The organism is Vibrio sp. B1-2 (assembly GCF_963888445.1).
Taxonomy (GTDB): domain Bacteria; phylum Pseudomonadota; class Gammaproteobacteria; order Enterobacterales; family Vibrionaceae; genus Vibrio; species Vibrio anguillarum.
In genome coordinates this window covers 42,537-60,153 of sequence record NZ_CAWPJH010000007.1, presented here as the reverse complement: position 1 = coordinate 60,153, position 17,617 = coordinate 42,537, and the positions used below count along the sequence as shown (strand labels likewise).

Sequence of the window (17,617 nt, the reverse complement as noted above, 5' to 3'; positions counted from 1 at the left end):
TTTTATACAAAATGCCAAAGGATACGGCGCGATGTTAGCCTCTGCCGCCTTTAATTGCTTCAATAATTTCTGTGGTTGAGCAACCATCTTCAAAGTTCAACACTTTAACTTCTCCACCCGCCGCAATCACTTCTTCACCACCGGCGATATCTTCAGGTTTATAGTCACCCCCTTTCACCAGTAAGTTAGGTAGTACAGCCGCAATCAAACGCTGTGGCGTATCTTCAGAAAAAGGAACCACCCAATCAACAGCGCCTAAAGCAGCCAGTACCGCCATGCGGCGATCCGTTGTATTGACTGGGCGACCTGGGCCTTTCAAACGCTTAACCGACTCATCCGTGTTGACCGCGACAATCAGGCGATCGCCCAATTTGGCTGCGTGGTTAAGATAAGAAACATGTCCTGCATGCAAAATATCAAAGCAACCATTGGTCATTACCACCTTTTCGCCCTGAGCTTGAGCCACTTTTACCGCATCAATTAAAGCTTGTTCACTGATGACACCATAATCAGTATCTTTGCTACCATGAACCGCTTCCGCTAGTTCAATGGTTGAAACGGTTGAAGTGCCCAATTTCCCAACCACAACACCCGCCGCTGCATTGGCCAATGCGCACGCTTCATCAAGTGGTTTACCTGCCGCAACTGATGCCGCCAGCACTGAAATCACCGTATCTCCCGCGCCCGTTACGTCATACACTTCTTTGGCTAACGTCGGTAAATGGAATGGCTTCTGGTTGCGCTGTAATAGTGTCATGCCGTGTTCGCTGCGAGTCACCAACAGTGCGCCAAGATCAAACTGTTCAATCAAGGCAAAGCCTTTTTCTACTAGCTCTTGCTCTGTTTTTACTTTGCCTACGACCTGTTCAAATTCAGACATGTTCGGTGTGAGCAATGTTGCGCCACGATAACGTTCGAAATCGGCTCCTTTAGGATCGATAAAAACGGGAACGTTGGCTGCACGTGCTTTTTGGATCAATTGCTGCACATGCTCTAGTGCGCCTTTGGCGTAATCGGACAAGATCACCGCTTTCACTTTCGGTAACGCCAGCTCCATGCGAGATAAAATCAGTTCTGGATCGGTGTTCTCAAACTTATCTTCGAAATCCAAACGGATCAGTTGCTGGCCTCGGCTTAGCACGCGTAATTTTGTAATGGTTGGATAATTTGGCAGAGCAACAAAATCACAACTCACTTTCAACGCTGTTAACGTTTCAGTCAGAACCTTCGCTGGCTCATCCACGCCAGTTAAACCAACAATGTGCGCATGGCCGCCCAGCGAAGCAATGTTCATTGCAACGTTTGCCGCGCCACCTGGACGTTCTTCGCTATTCTCTACTTTTACTACAGGAACGGGGGCTTCTGGTGAGATGCGACCGGTTGGACCATACCAGTAGCGATCAAGCATCACATCGCCAATAATCAATACACCTGCATCATTGTAGTCAGGTAGGATTGGTTTCATTGTGGATCTCCAATTTTTGTTATTGCGCTGAGTGTAACACAGCTCATTGAGTCTCTAAAACACTCAACCTAGCCACTGCTGCCAAGCGTTTGTGACTCGTTTTCGCAGGTCAACAAACTTACTTTCGTCAACATCCGCATCCAAGTTAAGCAAGTTTCGATGATGGATCTGATTGCGCATCGAAGTATAGGCATCGGTGAGAGCCTGCGCTTGTTCTTTGTCCATCACACCTTGGTTCAGTAGTGACTCAAAAATGCGTACGTTGTCTGACCAAAACGTCAATTTTGGCTTTTCATGGCTAAAACGCAGCACTAGATATTGAGCTAAAAACTCAATATCAGTGATGCCACCAGCATCTTGTTTAAGCATAAAGCGGCCACTTTTCTTCCCCCCCAAATGATCGCGCATTTTTATCCGCATCGCGACTACATCATGCTTGAGCTTGGTTTCATCTCTTGCCAATGACAAAATCTCATGGCGGGTGCGATGGAAAGCCTGTTGCAGTGGCTCATCACCATAAATCATTCGAGCTCGAACTAAGGCTTGGTGTTCCCACGTCCACGCTTCATTGCGCTGGTATTCATCAAACGCTTCAGCGGGGCTAACTAACAAACCGGACGCTCCAGACGGGCGCAAACGAGTATCAACTTCATACAAAATACCAGAAGCGGTACGAGTAGCAAAAATGTGGATCACGCGCTGGGCTAAGCGCAAATAAAACTGACGGCCATCAATCTCTTTTGCGCCATCAGTGTAACAATCCACTGGGCAGTCATGGAGAAACACGATATCAAGATCGGAATTGTAGCCCAACTCCCAGCCCCCCACTTTGCCATAACCAACAACTGCAAACCCTTTACCATCCCTCTCTTTTAAATGAGTGGGTTGGCCGTATTTTGCACTGACTTGCTGCCAAGCTTGGTTGATCACCGCTTCAACGATGGCTTCAGCAAGGTAAGTTAAGTGATCGCTCACTTTCATCACAGGCAACGCACCGGCAATATCAGCAGCAGCAATACGCAAAATGCAGATCTGCTTAAATTGGCGTAATCCTTCCATTTGCTGCTCCATATCCTCTTCGGGAATACGAGCAAGAAAATCACGCAGTTCAGTTTTATAAGCGGACAACTCCATTGGATTATAGAGATGCTGCGGGTCGATAAGTTCATCGAGTAAAATAGGGTAACGACTAAGCTGTTCCGAAATCATCGGGCTTGCGGTGCATAAACGCACCAGTTGCGTCAATGCCGCAGGGTGTTCATCTAGCAGCTCAAGGTAAGTGGTTCGAGTCACAATTTTGTACATCAAATGCAGCACACGAGGTAAGCCAAACTGCGCATCTGGGTGAATGAAAATCGCTTGGAACAGTTTTGGCATCAACCGGTTTAATACATCTCGTCCGCGTGGGCCCAGCGTTTTTTTCGCCAAATCCTCTTTAAATTGGATCAATACATGCACCATGCCGGCAGGATCATCACAGGTAAGCTCTTGTTGAAAAATCGTTTCAAGCACATCTGGCTTGTGCGCCATATCCCACAGCTCGTGAAAATGTTTAGCAACGCACTGGTCATCTTCTTCTTCATCATCGCCAATCAGAGTTGCAAATACTTGATGTACTTTGGTCATGTGTTGATGCGTTTCGTGAAGCAGCGTTACCCAGTCAGTGCATTGCATTGCAACGGCTAAGCGAAGTTGATCCAGTTCATTGTCTGGCAAGGTTTGCGTCTGCTTGTCGGCCATCGCTTGCAATAGGTTTTCAAGGCGACGTAAAAACAGATAAGCTTGTCGTAAATCGGCCACTTCTTGCGGTTTGAGCAGGGCAAGTTCTTCTATTGCAACCAGTGTTTCTAATAGTCCACGCTGACGTAAACTGGGTTCTCGTCCACCACGAATTAACTGAAATACTTGTGCGATGAATTCAATTTCGCGGATCCCGCCTGCGCCTAATTTGATGTTGTTATGCAGCCCTCGACGTCTCACTTCGCTGCTGATCATCGATTTCATACGGCGCAGAGATTGAATGGCGCTAAAATCGATGTAGCGGCGGAACACAAATGGTCGCAGCATTTGACGCAACTCTTGGTACTGCGAATACATTTCCCGCCCCATTACTCGAGCTTTGATCATCGCATAACGCTCCCAATCACGCCCTTGCTCTTGGTAATAATCTTCGAGCGCCGCATAGCTCATCACCAGTGGGCCACTTTCACCAAAAGGACGCAAACGCATATCAACTCGGTAGCAAAAACCGTCAAAGGTATGTTGATCCAACGCTTTAATGATTCGCTGGCCTAAACGGGTAAAAAATTGCGCATTCGCGATGCTGCGGCGAGCGCCTTGTGTTTCACCGTTTTCAGGATAAGTAAAGATGAGGTCGATATCCGACGAGAAGTTCAACTCACCGCCACCTAACTTGCCCATACCGATGATCAGCATAGGTTGTGCTTCACCTTGGTCGTTAGTTGGCGTTCCCCACTCGAAGCAGCAAACAGCGTACTGCCACTGGTAAGTCTCAAAAATGAGTGCTTCCGCCAGTGCTGAAAGATGTGCAAGGCTCTCTTCTAACGTCCAACTGGCGGTGAAATCTCGCCAAGCGATGTACACCATTTCACGGTTACGAAACTGACGCAAAATACGATGCCCTGACATTTCATCTTTGCACTCTTCTAGCTGTATAGCGAGATCGTCTCGGTAATGCTCTAGCCTTGACTCTCCCGCCAACATTTCTGGTAATTGCATACACAACCATTCATCTCGCAATAATGCTTCATTGATAAACTGGCTCATCCCGACCACATACAACAGCTGTTTTTTCAATGGCTCGGACCACTGTGCAATGCTCGGTTGTTGCTCTAGCAAATGTTGATAGGTTGTGTGCGCAAAAGCGTGAAGTGATGAAGGCAGTAACATGAGACATCCTTGTGAATTGAGACCAATGCAGTCGCTAGAAGGCTATTTATAGCAAACTTATATCAATAAAAAACGCCCAACAACAAGAATTGTGGGCGTTGATTAAAGGATCGAATTTCTACAGAGTTAGACTTTGAACATCGTGATTTTCCGATCTAACTCTTCGGCGTTGCTTTGCATGATCTCTGATGTTTCAAGCAACTCACCAACCACCGTTACTGAAGCTTCAACGAGCTCCCTCACATTGGTTAGATTTTGGTCCATTTCCTGAGCCACGCTAGTTTGCTGGCCAGCGGCCGTTGCGATTTGGATATTCATGTCATTGATCCGTTGCACTTGATTCACAATACCATCTAATTCAGTGCCCGCATTCGTAACCAGCTCAACTCCTTCAGCCGCTTCAACTACACTTTTTTCCATTAAATCAACAGCTGAATTGGCACTATTTTGTAATTGAGAAATCATCTCCTGGATCTCAATCGTCGCTTTTTGGGTGCGCTGCGCTAAGTTACGCACTTCATCGGCTACCACCGCAAAACCACGCCCAGCTTCACCAGCCCGAGCCGCTTCAATAGCTGCATTGAGCGCGAGTAGGTTGGTTTGTTCGGAAATACTTTGGATGGTTCCAACAACACTGCCAATCGCAACCACTCGTTCTTCAACTTGGTTGACGGCTTGCGCTGATGCCGCGATATCCTTCGATAGCTCACTCATCTTAGTGATGGTGCCTTTAACAAAACGCTGACCAGTTTCTGCTTGACCTGACGCTTGCTCGGTTAGTGCTGATGCATTTTGTGCATGCTCTGCGACCGTTTGCACCGTGGATGTCATTTCACTCATGGCGGTGGCCAATTGGTCAATTTCGTTAAACTCTTCTTGAGCCGAATCTTTGGTTTCTGACATGCTGATGGTCATGACTTCGGTAAGTGACGAAAGCTCTTGTGAGGCATCCACTTGCATCTTAATGACGTCTTGCAACTGGCGGCGGGTTTTCTCAAGCTCTCGCGCAACGTCGCCGTACTCATCTTTACATTCCATATTAATCGGTGTGGAAAGATCACGACTTGCCATCAACTTAATTGAATCACTTAAATATTGTGTTTGGCGTAGCATGACTTTCGCTGCGGCGAGTAAAAGCACAACAAAAACGATGATCATGAATGCCGTTTGCCATACTACTTGAGTCAAATAAGCATCATAGTGTTGCTGAGCGATTTCGGTATTCTGAGTTGCTGCAAGCAGTGATTCGTAAAAAGTACGAGCATCCCAAAGCTGCTTTGCGATGATCAATACTGTACTAAACACCATCAGCATAACCATTTTAGGAACGAGACGAATATCGGTAATCAAACGTTCCCATGGCTTAAATGCCATTGTTGCCATTGTCAGTTCTCCACTATGTCTTATATGTTGAAATTTCGGTAAGTAAGCAAACTCAAAAACTAAAAAGCTATTTATTTTGAGCTTCGTATGAAAAAAGATGATATCAAAGATGAGACAAATCCAATGTGTTTATTGTTGCTGATCCACTCACTCATGGCATTATTTGTGATCTCAGGCTTGTTGTTCATCCCTGTCAATCATGATACCTGTTAGGTTTCTATCGACCCTGATTTTTTGAACTGTAGTCGTTTCGTTGTGCAACCTGTTGGAGATTTGATCTCATCCACAAATCAATTGCAATTAATGAAACTAAATGAGCAGAGACATAAAAAAAGAGACACCGCAGTATCTCTTTTTCATTTTGGCTGTGAGCCATGTTGATTAGCGACTTTTACGCCAATAAGGCTCGGCTTCAATGCCAATTTGTCGCGTCTGCTCCATCGCATGAACAATGGAGTTTTGTTGACGAATCAGCCATCGCTTGAGTTGTTCTTGTTCGTCTTCTTGCAACTTGTCGATCAAATTCTCTAGCGGCTTGAGCATTAATAAATCATCTATTCCTTGCAGTAAATCAGCCCAAGGGAGACGGAAGTTTTTGCGTTCTTCAATATCATAAAGGCTCGCAAAACCGATGCCAGTGTAGAGATTACGCATTAAACGATACTGCTGATTAATATACTCTTGAGGGCTTAGCTCAACTTTAGGAGGAAAAGCTTCCATTAACTCGGCCCATGTGCGATCCAACTGCTTCACCGAAAACGAACCGACGTTACGCGCCATTTTTTCTCTGGCTTTATCGTCCAAGAAGGGTTGCCATCCACGGCTCAAAATCCAACGACTGAGATCAAGCAGTAACCCAGTATAACGCGCCGAACTGAGCAGCTTTAAGTTTTCTTCCCGAGTGGGTAGTGCCTCTTGCTGCTCTTTTAACTCGGCGATGATAAATTTACGAGCGTCCAGTTTACGCAGTGCGTGGCCTTTATCTTCAAGCAGGTTTGTTAGGTAGTCATGAGTTTTTAACCACGATAACTCTTGCTCCAACCATTTCAATTCCTGACGTAAAATAGCGCTGGCGCGACGTGGCACAATGCCGCCATAAATGCTCAAGATCTGGCGTAAAAAACTGGTGGCGTGGCTTATCTCATGTAACGCCGGAATTGAATCGCGCTCGGTGTAGATCTGTTCATGGTGATGCCAATGGGATAATGCATGCTCTAGCGAGTGAATAAAACACTCTTCCACGCTGTCAGTACTGACTGTATTGACCAAGGTTAAGGCGTGAACTTCATCACCTTGATAACCAGACGCAAGACGATAGCCTCGCGCCGCTTTACTCAAGTTACCCAGACGCATACCACCGTGCTCACAAAACTGGCGAGCTAACGTAAACAAGGCATCCGTTTGCCCCGATTTCAACTCCAGCTCCACTTCGCAGATAGGTTCTTGTTTTTCACCTGCAACAACAAAACCTTGATCGAAAGCCACTTCAACTTGGCTGCCATCGGCCATGCCAATCAGCCACTGCTCGCGTGTGAAGTTGGTCGAAAATAGAGGCATCAGTTCAGATTGTAAGGTCGTAATATCTTTACCTTGTGGCCATATATCTTCCGGATGAAGCGTCAAGTTCGGTTCATTGCTGTTGTGCTCAGCATTGTATTCTGGTCTTTGGTGCAACCCTGCAACGACTCGACCCGCCGTTTTAACAGTTTGAACATACACATCATCAAAGCGACGAATACGAAGCCCTGTGTCGTGTTGACGCAACCAGTTGTCAGGTGTATCGAAGTAAGTGTTCCCTAACGCTCGACAACTGTGCTGAAGTACTTTGATTTCAGAGATCTTGTAACGCAAAATTTCCGAAAATTCTGGTGAAACAAAAAACTTCAGTTCTATCTCGGTTTCCATAACTAACCCTTTCAAAGCAGATAGCGAAAGAATATGGCCTAATGCACAGTGGGGCAAGTAACAAATATCACCGGAATGATGATCTAAAACAGTTTTAATGAGAGATTTAATGGGTTAACATGCGCGCCTTTATAGCCATCGCTCAACATTTCGCCATGAATGGTGTATGTTATTTTAAGGTTATATTTTTTAGGTTGAACGACCATGCCAGTAAATACAATTATGGGGTTATTTGCAAAGTCCCCTATAAAGCCTTTGCAGCGCCACGTTGTGTGTGTGAATGAATGTTGCTCTCACTTAGTCAATTTCTTTGAAGTTTGTTCAAAGGGTGACTGGGAGAAAGCAGGTGAAATTCGAGCCCAAATTTCTCATTTAGAGAAAGAAGCGGACGTACTCAAGCGTGAAATTCGTCTTAAACTACCACGCGGTTTATTTATGCCTGTCGATCGTACTGACATGCTAGAGCTGTTAACTCAGCAAGATAAACTGGCCAACCTTGCAAAAGATATTGCAGGCCGTGTCTACGGTCGTCAATTGATCATCCCAGAGCCTCTTCAAGAAAACTTCATTGCCTACGTAAAACGCTGCCTTGATGCAGCAAATCAAGCGCAAAAAGTGATCAATGAGCTCGATGAGTTATTGGAAACAGGATTTAAAGGTCGTGAAGTCACACTGGTGGCGGAAATGATCAATCAACTGGATGTGATTGAAGATGACACCGATGCGATGCAGGTTCGACTCCGCCAACAATTAATGGCTATTGAGTCGAAAATGAATCCGATCGATGTAATGTTCTTGTACAAAATTCTAGAATGGGTGGGCGGCATTGCCGATCAAGCTCAGCGCGTTGGCGCTCGTCTTGAACTAATGCTTTCTCGCTCTTAAATCAGTAAGTTAACCAAATAACGAAGAGCAAAACTTGATCCATCAGCTTAGGCGTTGATTATTTTCTCCGCTGATGGTTTTGACTCGCTTCGAGAAAATGAGTCCAGTTATGCTCCGCTTGTTATCAAAAGACTAGGTATTACGATGGATATCCTTGCGAACTACGGCACTGTCCTGATTCTTGTTGCAGCCGCTTTTGGCTTCATGATGGCGATTGGTATTGGTGCAAATGATGTTGCTAATGCAATGGGAACTTCAGTAGGCTCAAAAGCGCTAACCGTAAAACAAGCTATTATCATTGCGATGATTTTTGAATTCGCTGGTGCATATTTAGCGGGTGGTGAAGTAACCGAAACCATTCGTAACAGCGTCATCGAACCCGCACTTTTCGCTCACCAACCCGACGTTCTTGTTTATGGCATGATGTCTGCACTTCTCGCTGCCGGAACATGGTTATTGTTGGCTTCATACATGGGTTGGCCTGTATCAACGACTCACTCTATCATCGGCGCCATTATCGGATTTGCCTGCATATCTGTCGGCCCAGAAGCGGTTGATTGGGCCTCAGTAAAAGGCATCGTAGGCAGTTGGATTGTCACTCCAGTCATTTCTGGTTTGTTCGCCTACTTAATCTTCGTCAGTGCTCAACGATTGATTTTCGATACTGAAAATCCACTGATGAATGCCAAACGCTTTGTTCCTATTTATATGTTCATCACCACTATGGTGATCGCACTGGTTACCATCAAAAAAGGCCTTAAACATATAGGCTTACACTTGAGTACCGGTGAAGCATGGTTATGTTCTGCGGCGTTATCAGGCCTTGTTATGGTCGGTGGTTACTACTACATCAAGAGAAAATTTGCCAACCGCGAAGAAGACCATGGGTTTTCCGGTGTTGAGAGCATCTTTAGCGTATTGATGGTGATCACTGCGTGTGCAATGGCTTTTGCGCATGGTTCAAATGATGTAGCTAACGCGATTGGTCCTCTGTCTGCGGTGGTTTCAACTGTTGAAAGCTTGGGTGCTGTTAGTGCTAAAAGCTCAATTGCTTGGTGGATTTTGCCACTGGGTGGTTTTGGTATTGTGGTTGGCCTAGCTACCCTTGGTCACAAAGTGATGGCGACGGTCGGTACGGGTATCACTGAACTGACGCCAAGCCGTGGCTTTGCCGCTCAGTTGGCAACAGCGTCAACGGTCGTATTGGCATCAGGTACTGGCCTTCCAATCTCAACCACACAAACACTTGTTGGTGCGGTATTAGGGGTTGGTTTTGCTCGTGGAATTGCGGCATTGAATCTAGGTGTGGTGCGTAATATCGTTGCTTCATGGATTGTCACCTTGCCAGCAGGCGCTTTACTTGCGGTCATTTTCTTCTATGCCCTGCAAGCAATATTTGGCTAATACAATAAGTCAATAGATTGTAAGTGCAATGTCATTAATTGACTCAAACGCACAGAAAGGGAGGCTTAGCCTCCCTTCTTTGTTGCACCAATCAACGAAACTTCTTAATATTTGTCGAAAGCATTTTAATACCTCATTTGATAGCTAAAGGACTTATCGTGAAAAAACTGATCTGCATGGTTTTACTGACCATGTTGGCTGCGCCAACGTTTGCGCAAGACCGCTATATTGCGGACAAACTCTTTACTTATATGCATTCAGGTCCAAGTAACCAATTTCGCATTCTCGGTAGCATCGATGCAGGAGACAAAGTAAAGCTGCTTGATGTTAATAACGATACTGGTTATAGCCAAATTATCGATGAGAAAGGCCGCACGGGTTGGGTTGAAAGCCGTTTTGTCATTCGCCAAGAAAGCATGGCGATGCGTTTGCCGAAATTGGAGAGTGAGCTGGCCGAAGTGAAAAATAAATTGGCCAATGCAAAGCAAAATGCAGACAGTGAAAAAGCCGGATTGGCCAATTCATTAGAGGCTCGCAATCAACAAATTTCAGAGTTAGAACAAAACTATAGTGATATCAGTAAGCAGCTCACTGATTCACAAACTGAAATTCGCGAACTGCGCGCTAAGCTGGATACTCAGAAAGAGGATCTACTGCTTAAATACTTTACTTATGGGGGCGGCGTAGCGGGTATTGGTCTGTTACTTGGACTAATTTTGCCACACATTATCCCACGCCGTAAGAAACACCCTTCTGGTTGGGCATAATCTCCCTAACAGACTGGATCTATCACTTGAAAAACGGTCACCAGAGAAAGGTGACCGTTTTTTTATCCTTTCCAATCATAAAGAGCTGGGATTTCAATCAATTCACCATCGAAACGTATCAAGGTTGATTGCGGATTGATCTCGACTAATTGCACGCCATTCACCACATCATCGCCTACCTTTCGCTCTACGCCATTAATTTTTACCCATCGTTTATCTGTGCGACTTGAATAAACGTGAGTCTGGAAATTCAGCGCTGGGATACGTTCTGAAAAGGTATCAAGATGTTCTGTGAGCAGAAGATGATCTTTTGATGTGTCTCCTACAAGTACGACTTGATCTTTGCCTTGAATCGCCAACTCGACTCGTTGTACCAATTCCGGGGATAATTGACTTAAGTCGAGATCATTAAGGCCAAACTCCTGATCTGCGTTTTTATCTCGCGGCTCACGAGTCGTCAACTGAGTATCATGTAAAGGAGTAAGTGGCGGCGTAGAGCTTGTCTCGGTAAGTGTTTTCACTCGTGGTGTATTGGTTTGTAACTCACCAAAGTCAGGGTATTCCAGAACTTGGTAAGCCCCCTCTTGTTGCACAACTTGTGGCGCATTGCGCTTCAATTGTTCTAGCTCATCGATTCGAGCTTGGTATGAATGATAAACAAGATAACCGCAACAGAGTAACGATGGAGCAAACAACACGGTAAGCGATGATTTCGAGCACCATGAAGATGGCAAGGATTGATTAAACACTGCCACATGAGAAGAGTGAGGTAAGCTTTTGCTCTGGTGGCTAAGCTCTGATTGCTCTAATGCTTTAAGCACTTGCGACATTATCCTTGCTCCTTAGTAATGAGAAGACGAGGTGCGTTGTGTTGAGTCAATAGCTCAAGCCGACTGATCGTGCGAGCCCCAGCAATACCATCGCTGTCCATTTTCTGCCAGCGCTGGAAAAACGCTACTTTGCGCTTTACCTCACCATCAAATTGTTGATGCCCTGTGGCTTGCTCTCCAAGTAACTGAGACAATTTTTGGTCAAGCAGTTCAACATCATCTCCTTGCATGCCCTGTTTCAACGTTCGGAGTAAATCGTGCTGCCAAATGTAGTGATATTCTCCTGTCCATACGTCATTGAGCTGACTTTGGTTAATTTGCACATGCTTTCCTGCCATTAACAATTGCACCTGCTCAGCATTGATCTGGTACAGCACCGCATAAGCTTGTGTTTGCTCCGCAGCTAAAGTAAGCACCACTGGCAAATTTAACTGCTTTAATTGGTTGAAATCACCCTGCATACGCTGACATTGAAAGCGTCCTTGTGCTTGAACATCACAAAAACTATCGGCCAAAGATGCACTGTAACCCCAAACTTTATAAAGATCGCTAATGGCCGCTTCCAATGCCTTCGAGCGTTCTAGATCTTGTTCCAATTGAGCACTGATCACCACTTGAGTGATCGGTTTAGGTAATTCAGGGGAAGGCAACGCAAAGCGCATCATGCGATCAATCCATGGCGGGCTAAGCCACGCCATGAACACCGCTAACACTAAACCCGCAATGAGAGGAGAGCGATACGATATTGAAGACGGTACGAGGCGAGCATGAGGCGACTGATAGACCGAGGACTGAAAATTCATGACCTCTTGACCCGCGGTACGCACTAATTCAAATGAGAGCGCTTTCACGCCCTGCTGATAGGCTAACTTGAAACTCGCATCGCACACTAAGTTAATTAAACGCGGAATACCGTGGGTCTGTTCTGCTATCCATTTGATACTTTTCTGATCAAACCAATCCTTGTGACCGCCAGCTAACGCTAAACGAAAGTGGATGTACTGCTCTGTCTCTTGAACATTGAGAGGCAGCAAGTGATAACGACCGGTAATACGTTGCGCAAGTTGGCGTAATTGAGGTAATTGCAATTTTTGTTGTAACTCGGGCTGACCAATCAGTAAAACCTTAAGTAACTTACGGCTCTCCGTTTCAAGGTTAGTCAGTAGTCGCAACTGTTCCAGTACATCGGCGGCCAGATGCTGCGCTTCATCTATCACTAATAGCGTCTGTTTCCCTTGCGCGTGGTTATGCAGTAAATGATGATAAATTACTTGGCTAAGCGCTTTTAAACTCCCTGACGGTGGGTAAGACAGCGCAAACTCATCACAAATCGCTTCAAGCAACTCGATGTTCGAAAAAGTTGGATTTAAAATAAACCCCGCCTGAGTACTATCATCGAGTGCCGCAAGCATCGCTCTTGCGATGGTTGTTTTGCCAGTCCCCACTTCACCAGTTAATAGCGCAAAACCACCACCATCACCCAGCCCTGCTTGTAAATGTTGCATCGCTTCACGATGACGATGGCTCAAAAATAGGTAACGAGAGCTCGGTACAATTGAAAATGGCGGCTCGGTAAATCCAAAAAATTCCTTATACATTCTCTCGTCTCTATCATTTCACTGTGATGAAAAGTACCATTACTAACATCAATCGCCAATGGCGTTTCAGCATATTTAAGGTAATCCGGTGCAAGTATACTTAGTTGGGGGCGCGGTACGCGATCAGTTGCTCCATATTGATATCTATGACAAAGATTGGGTTGTAGTAGGCAGCAGCCCAGAGCAAATGCTGGCCACTGGTTTTACTCCTGTAGGAAAAGATTTTCCCGTATTTCTTCACCCGAAAACGAAACAAGAGTATGCCCTTGCTCGCACTGAGCGCAAAACTGGCGCTGGCTACACAGGCTTTGCCTGCTACTACGCACCCGATGTGACTTTGGAAGAGGATCTCGCCCGCCGCGATCTGACCATTAACGCCATTGCACAAGATAACGCTGGTAAGCTTATTGACCCCTATGGCGGCCAGCGCGATCTGCACAATCGCCTACTGCGCCATGTTTCTGATGCCTTTATCGAAGATCCACTACGCGTCCTTCGCGTGGCTCGTTTTGCGGCCAAATTCGCACATTTAGATTTTACCATTGCCGATGAAACCATGGCACTGATGAAACAAATAACGCAATCAGGTGAGTTGCAACACTTAACCGCCGAGCGCGTATGGCAAGAGTGGCAGAAATCACTGGCCACTCGGCATCCAGAAATATTTCTTTCTGTTTTATATGAATGCGGTGCACTTAAAGTGGTATTACCCGAACTGGATCGCCTGTTTGGTGTTCCTCAACCGGAAAAATGGCATCCAGAAATTGATACCGGAGTACACACCTTAATGGTTGCAGCGCAAGCGGCGAAGCTCTCTTCATCGATAGCGGTTCGTTTTGCAGCGCAAGTGCATGACTTAGGCAAAGGAGTCACACCTAAAAGCGAATGGCCCAGCCATAAAATGCACTGTCACACAGGAGTTAATATCATTAAATCCTTGTGCAAGCGGGTGCGTATTCCAAATGAGTGTAAAGAGTTGGCACTGCTCGTCTGCGAGCAGCACTCCAATATTCATCGAGCGGCAGAATTAAAACCCAGCACCAAACTCAAAATACTCGATAAACTCGATGCATGGCGCAAGCCTGAGCGCTTGCTGGACGTTTTACTTTGTTGTCAGGCCGATCATGCGGGTCGATTAGGTTGTGAAGAGACCCCTTATCCGCAACGCGATATTTTTCTCAAAGCTTATCAAGCGGCACTGAGTATCGATGTACAACAGGTGATCCGTGATGGCTTTCAAGGGAAAGCGATCAAAGAAGAACTGGATAAACGACGGATCGCAGCGATTAGCGCGGTGTAAATCTTTCTCTTCTCAACTCGCAATTCAAAATGCGAGTTGCGATAGCAGAAAAAACAAAACGCCCTGCATTGCAGGGCGTTCTTTAAAGTAATGATGCTAAGCTGTACCCCGTGGGATTAAGCTTGGCCTTTCACTTCTTTAAGACCGTTGAAAGGAGCACGACCAGCTAGCGCTTCTTCAATACGGATTAGTTGGTTGTACTTAGCAACACGGTCAGAACGGCTCATAGAACCCGTTTTGATTTGACCTGCAGCTGTACCTACTGCTAGATCAGCGATAGTTGCATCTTCAGTTTCGCCAGAACGGTGAGAGATTACCGCTGTGTAACCTGCGTCTTTAGCCATCTTAATTGCAGCTAGAGTCTCAGTTAGAGAACCGATTTGGTTGAACTTGATAAGGATTGAGTTAACGATACCTTTCTCAATACCTTCTTTAAGGATCTTAGTGTTAGTAACGAATAGATCATCACCCACTAACTGAATTTTGTCGCCTAGAAGTTCAGTTTGGTGTTTGAAACCAGTCCAATCAGACTCGTCCAAACCGTCTTCGATAGAAACGATTGGGAATTGCTCAACAAGGCCCGCTAGGTAGTGGTTGAACTCTTCTGAAGTGAACGTTTTGCCTTCACCTTTCATGTTGTAGATGCCAGCGTCTTTATCGAAGAACTCAGATGCTGCACAGTCCATCGCTAGAGTGATGTCTTTGCCTAGCACGTAGCCAGCCGCTGCAACCGCTTCTGCAATAACTTCTAGCGCTTCAGCGTTAGATTTTAGGTTAGGAGCGAAACCACCTTCGTCACCAACAGCAGTGTTGTAGCCTTTAGACTTCAGAACTTTAGCTAGGTTATGGAATACTTCTGCACCCATGCGTACTGCTTCTTTAAGAGTTTTTGCGCCAACAGGTTGGATCATAAACTCTTGGATGTCTACGTTGTTATCTGCGTGCTCACCACCGTTGATGATGTTCATCATTGGTAGAGGCATAGAGAATTGGCCAGCAGTACCATTTAGCTCAGCAATGTGCTCGTATAGAGGCATGCCTTTCGCAGCCGCAGCCGCTTTTGCGTTCGCTAGAGAAACTGCTAGGATTGCGTTCGCACCGAAGTTAGATTTGTTTTCAGTACCATCAAGGTCGATCATCACTTGGTCGATAGCTGCTTGATCTTTAGCATCTTTACCAACTAGAGCATCAGCAATTGGGCCGTTTACAGCTGCAATCGCTTTAAGAACACCTTTACCTAGGAAACGTGATTTGTCACCGTCACGTAGCTCAAGAGCTTCGCGAGAACCAGTAGATGCACCAGATGGCGCAGCTGCCATACCTACGAAACCGCCTTCTAGGTGAACTTCAGCTTCTACTGTTGGGTTACCACGTGAGTCGATGATTTCGCGACCTAGAACTTTAACGATCTTAGACATTAATGTTTCCTCTCGTTGAATTTAAATGTCAAAACTATAAAGGGCAGCAGCACAACAATTGCAACTGCCCGTATCCTTGTTACTTCTCTGATTCACCGCGTTGGAACTCACCTGCCGCTTTAATAAAGCCTGCAAATAGTGGGTGACCATCACGAGGGGTTGACGTGAATTCTGGGTGGAACTGAGCTGCTACAAACCATGGGTGAGCAGGGTTCTCAATCACTTCAACTAGCTTCTTATCAGCAGACAGACCTGATACTTTCAAGCCAGCTTTTTCGATCTGCGGACGAAGTTTATTATTAACTTCATAACGGTGACGATGACGTTCATGAATGGTTGCACTACCGTAAAGCTCATACGCTTTGGTGCCTTTCTCTAAGTGGCATAGCTGCGAACCAAGGCGCATAGTACCACCAAGATCAGACTTTTCAGTACGCTCTTCTACGTTACCTTCGTCATCTACCCATTCGGTGATCAAGCCTACCACAGGGTATTGAGTCTCTTTGTTAAATTCTGTTGAATGCGCACCTTTCATACCCGCAACATTACGCGCGTATTCTATCAGCGCCACTTGCATACCTAAACAAATCCCTAGGTAAGGTACTTTATTTTCGCGGGCATATTGCGCAGCAAGAATTTTACCTTCGATACCGCGGTCACCAAAACCGCCAGGTACGAGGATTGCGTCCAAACCAGTCAGCACTTCCGCACCTTTGGTTTCAACGTCTTGAGAATCGATGTATTTGATTTTCACGCTCAAACGGTTTTTCAAACCTGCGTGTTTCAGTGCTTCGTTAACCGATTTGTAAGCATCAGGCAATTCAATGTATTTACCGACCATCCCGATCACCACTTCAGCGGTTGGGTTAGCCTCTTCGTAAATCACTTGTTCCCATTCAGAAAGATCCGCTTCCGGTGCTTTAATACCAAAACGGTTACAAACGATATCATCCAAACCTTGAGCTTTGATCAGTTGAGGGATCTTGTAGATAGAATCAACATCTTTCATCGAGATAACGGCTTTTTCAGGCACGTTACAGAACAAAGCAATTTTCTTACGTTCGTTCGCTGGGATAACGCGATCGCTACGACAAACCAAAATATCAGGCTGAATGCCGATAGAAAGCAGCTCTTTAACTGAATGTTGAGTCGGTTTGGTTTTCACTTCACCAGCAGCGGCAAGGTAAGGAACTAAAGTCAGGTGCATAAACATTGCGTGTTCACGGCCCACTTCAATCGCAAGCTGACGAATCGCTTCCATAAATGGCAATGACTCGATATCACCAACGGTTCCGCCCACTTCAACGATAGCGACATCGTGACCTTCAGAGCCTGCGATAACGCGATCTTTAATCGCATTAGTGATGTGTGGAATAACCTGAATCGTTGCACCTAGGTAGTCACCGCGGCGCTCTTTACGCAATACATCGGCATAAACACGACCAGCAGTAAAGTTATTGCGCTTGGTCATTTTGGTACGAATAAAACGTTCGTAGTGACCAAGGTCAAGGTCAGTTTCAGCGCCATCTTCCGTGACAAACACTTCACCATGTTGAGTTGGGCTCATTGTGCCTGGGTCAACGTTGATGTAAGGGTCAAGCTTCATCATAGTCACTTTAAGACCACGAGCTTCTAAAATCGCCGCAAGAGATGCTGCCGCAATACCTTTACCTAGAGAGGATACAACCCCGCCAGTAACAAAAATGTAATTTGTCGTCATGTTTAACCTGAAATTGGTTGAATGAGGGAAAT

The 17,617-nt window shown here is 45.7% G+C and carries 12 protein-coding genes; 4 read left to right on the top strand and 8 right to left on the bottom strand.

Annotated elements, in window-relative coordinates; translation table 11 throughout:
* Positions 1-34: 34 nt before the first annotated feature.
* The 4 genes from hldE to AACQ75_RS03720 all read right to left on the bottom strand — a co-directional run bounded on the left by hldE (position 35) and on the right by AACQ75_RS03720 (position 7,663).
* The gene (gene hldE / locus AACQ75_RS03735) at positions 35-1,465 is read right to left on the bottom strand and encodes a bifunctional D-glycero-beta-D-manno-heptose-7-phosphate kinase/D-glycero-beta-D-manno-heptose 1-phosphate adenylyltransferase HldE (RefSeq protein ID WP_013856054.1); all 1,431 of its coding nucleotides are present in this window, start codon (positions 1,463-1,465) and stop codon (positions 35-37) included.
* A gap of 63 nt (positions 1,466-1,528) precedes the next feature.
* On the bottom strand, positions 1,529-4,375 hold the full coding sequence (glnE, locus tag AACQ75_RS03730) for a bifunctional [glutamate--ammonia ligase]-adenylyl-L-tyrosine phosphorylase/[glutamate--ammonia-ligase] adenylyltransferase (protein ID WP_170889532.1): 2,847 nt from the start codon (positions 4,373-4,375) through the stop codon (positions 1,529-1,531).
* Between the two features lie 126 nt (positions 4,376-4,501).
* Entirely contained in the window at positions 4,502-5,758 is a 1,257-nt protein-coding gene (locus AACQ75_RS03725; RefSeq protein ID WP_013856051.1) for a methyl-accepting chemotaxis protein, read from the bottom strand.
* A gap of 381 nt (positions 5,759-6,139) precedes the next feature.
* The gene (locus tag AACQ75_RS03720; RefSeq protein WP_170889530.1) at positions 6,140-7,663 is read right to left on the bottom strand and encodes a CYTH and CHAD domain-containing protein; all 1,524 of its coding nucleotides are present in this window, start codon (positions 7,661-7,663) and stop codon (positions 6,140-6,142) included.
* Between the two features lie 204 nt (positions 7,664-7,867).
* On the opposite strand from AACQ75_RS03720, the gene AACQ75_RS03715 reads away from it, so the two are divergent.
* The 3 genes from AACQ75_RS03715 to AACQ75_RS03705 all read left to right on the top strand — a co-directional run bounded on the left by AACQ75_RS03715 (position 7,868) and on the right by AACQ75_RS03705 (position 10,719).
* Positions 7,868-8,548: a TIGR00153 family protein gene (locus AACQ75_RS03715; protein ID WP_013856047.1), complete on the top strand. Its 681-nt coding sequence runs from the start codon at positions 7,868-7,870 to the stop codon at positions 8,546-8,548.
* A 144-nt stretch (positions 8,549-8,692) separates the two neighbouring features.
* On the top strand, positions 8,693-9,952 hold the full coding sequence (locus AACQ75_RS03710; protein ID WP_026027278.1) for an inorganic phosphate transporter: 1,260 nt from the start codon (positions 8,693-8,695) through the stop codon (positions 9,950-9,952).
* Positions 9,953-10,110: 158 nt separating this feature from the next.
* A complete protein-coding gene (locus AACQ75_RS03705; RefSeq protein WP_170889528.1) occupies positions 10,111-10,719 on the top strand; it encodes a TIGR04211 family SH3 domain-containing protein in 609 nt (202 codons plus the stop codon).
* 62 nt (positions 10,720-10,781) lie between these two features.
* Here AACQ75_RS03705 and AACQ75_RS03700 read toward each other — a convergent pair whose 3' ends face one another.
* Positions 10,782-11,549, bottom strand: a complete 768-nt coding sequence (locus AACQ75_RS03700) for a general secretion pathway protein GspB (protein WP_170889526.1) — start codon at positions 11,547-11,549, stop codon at positions 10,782-10,784.
* Positions 11,549-13,147 carry an ExeA family protein gene (locus AACQ75_RS03695; RefSeq protein ID WP_170889524.1) on the bottom strand — a complete coding sequence of 533 codons (1,599 nt, stop codon included), beginning with the start codon at positions 13,145-13,147 and terminating at the stop codon, positions 11,549-11,551. Before AACQ75_RS03695 ends, AACQ75_RS03700 begins: the two co-directional genes overlap by 1 nt.
* Positions 13,148-13,235: 88 nt before the next feature.
* On the opposite strand from AACQ75_RS03695, the gene AACQ75_RS03690 reads away from it, so the two are divergent.
* Complete coding sequence (locus AACQ75_RS03690) at positions 13,236-14,447, top strand: multifunctional CCA addition/repair protein (RefSeq protein ID WP_170889522.1); 1,212 nt, start codon at positions 13,236-13,238, stop codon at positions 14,445-14,447.
* Between the two features lie 116 nt (positions 14,448-14,563).
* Here AACQ75_RS03690 and eno read toward each other — a convergent pair whose 3' ends face one another.
* Entirely contained in the window at positions 14,564-15,865 is a 1,302-nt protein-coding gene (gene eno / locus AACQ75_RS03685; RefSeq protein WP_013856041.1) for a phosphopyruvate hydratase, read from the bottom strand.
* Positions 15,866-15,944: 79 nt separating this feature from the next.
* Positions 15,945-17,585 carry a CTP synthase gene (locus AACQ75_RS03680; protein ID WP_013856040.1) on the bottom strand — a complete coding sequence of 547 codons (1,641 nt, stop codon included), beginning with the start codon at positions 17,583-17,585 and terminating at the stop codon, positions 15,945-15,947.
* Between the last annotated feature and the right edge of the window lie 32 nt (positions 17,586-17,617).

Coding starts and splice junctions, on each gene's coding strand:
- eno (WP_013856041.1), bottom strand. CDS start 15,865: ATGTCTAAGATCGTTAAAGTTCTAGGTCGCGAAATCATCGACTCACGT.
- AACQ75_RS03680 (WP_013856040.1), bottom strand. CDS start 17,585: ATGACGACAAATTACATTTTTGTTACTGGCGGGGTTGTATCCTCTCTA.
- AACQ75_RS03710 (WP_026027278.1), top strand. CDS start 8,693: ATGGATATCCTTGCGAACTACGGCACTGTCCTGATTCTTGTTGCAGCC.
- AACQ75_RS03725 (WP_013856051.1), bottom strand. CDS start 5,758: ATGGCAACAATGGCATTTAAGCCATGGGAACGTTTGATTACCGATATT.
- AACQ75_RS03720 (WP_170889530.1), bottom strand. CDS start 7,663: ATGGAAACCGAGATAGAACTGAAGTTTTTTGTTTCACCAGAATTTTCG.
- AACQ75_RS03715 (WP_013856047.1), top strand. CDS start 7,868: ATGCCAGTAAATACAATTATGGGGTTATTTGCAAAGTCCCCTATAAAG.
- hldE (WP_013856054.1), bottom strand. CDS start 1,465: ATGAAACCAATCCTACCTGACTACAATGATGCAGGTGTATTGATTATT.
- glnE (WP_170889532.1), bottom strand. CDS start 4,375: ATGTTACTGCCTTCATCACTTCACGCTTTTGCGCACACAACCTATCAA.
- AACQ75_RS03700 (WP_170889526.1), bottom strand. CDS start 11,549: ATGTCGCAAGTGCTTAAAGCATTAGAGCAATCAGAGCTTAGCCACCAG.
- AACQ75_RS03695 (WP_170889524.1), bottom strand. CDS start 13,147: ATGTATAAGGAATTTTTTGGATTTACCGAGCCGCCATTTTCAATTGTA.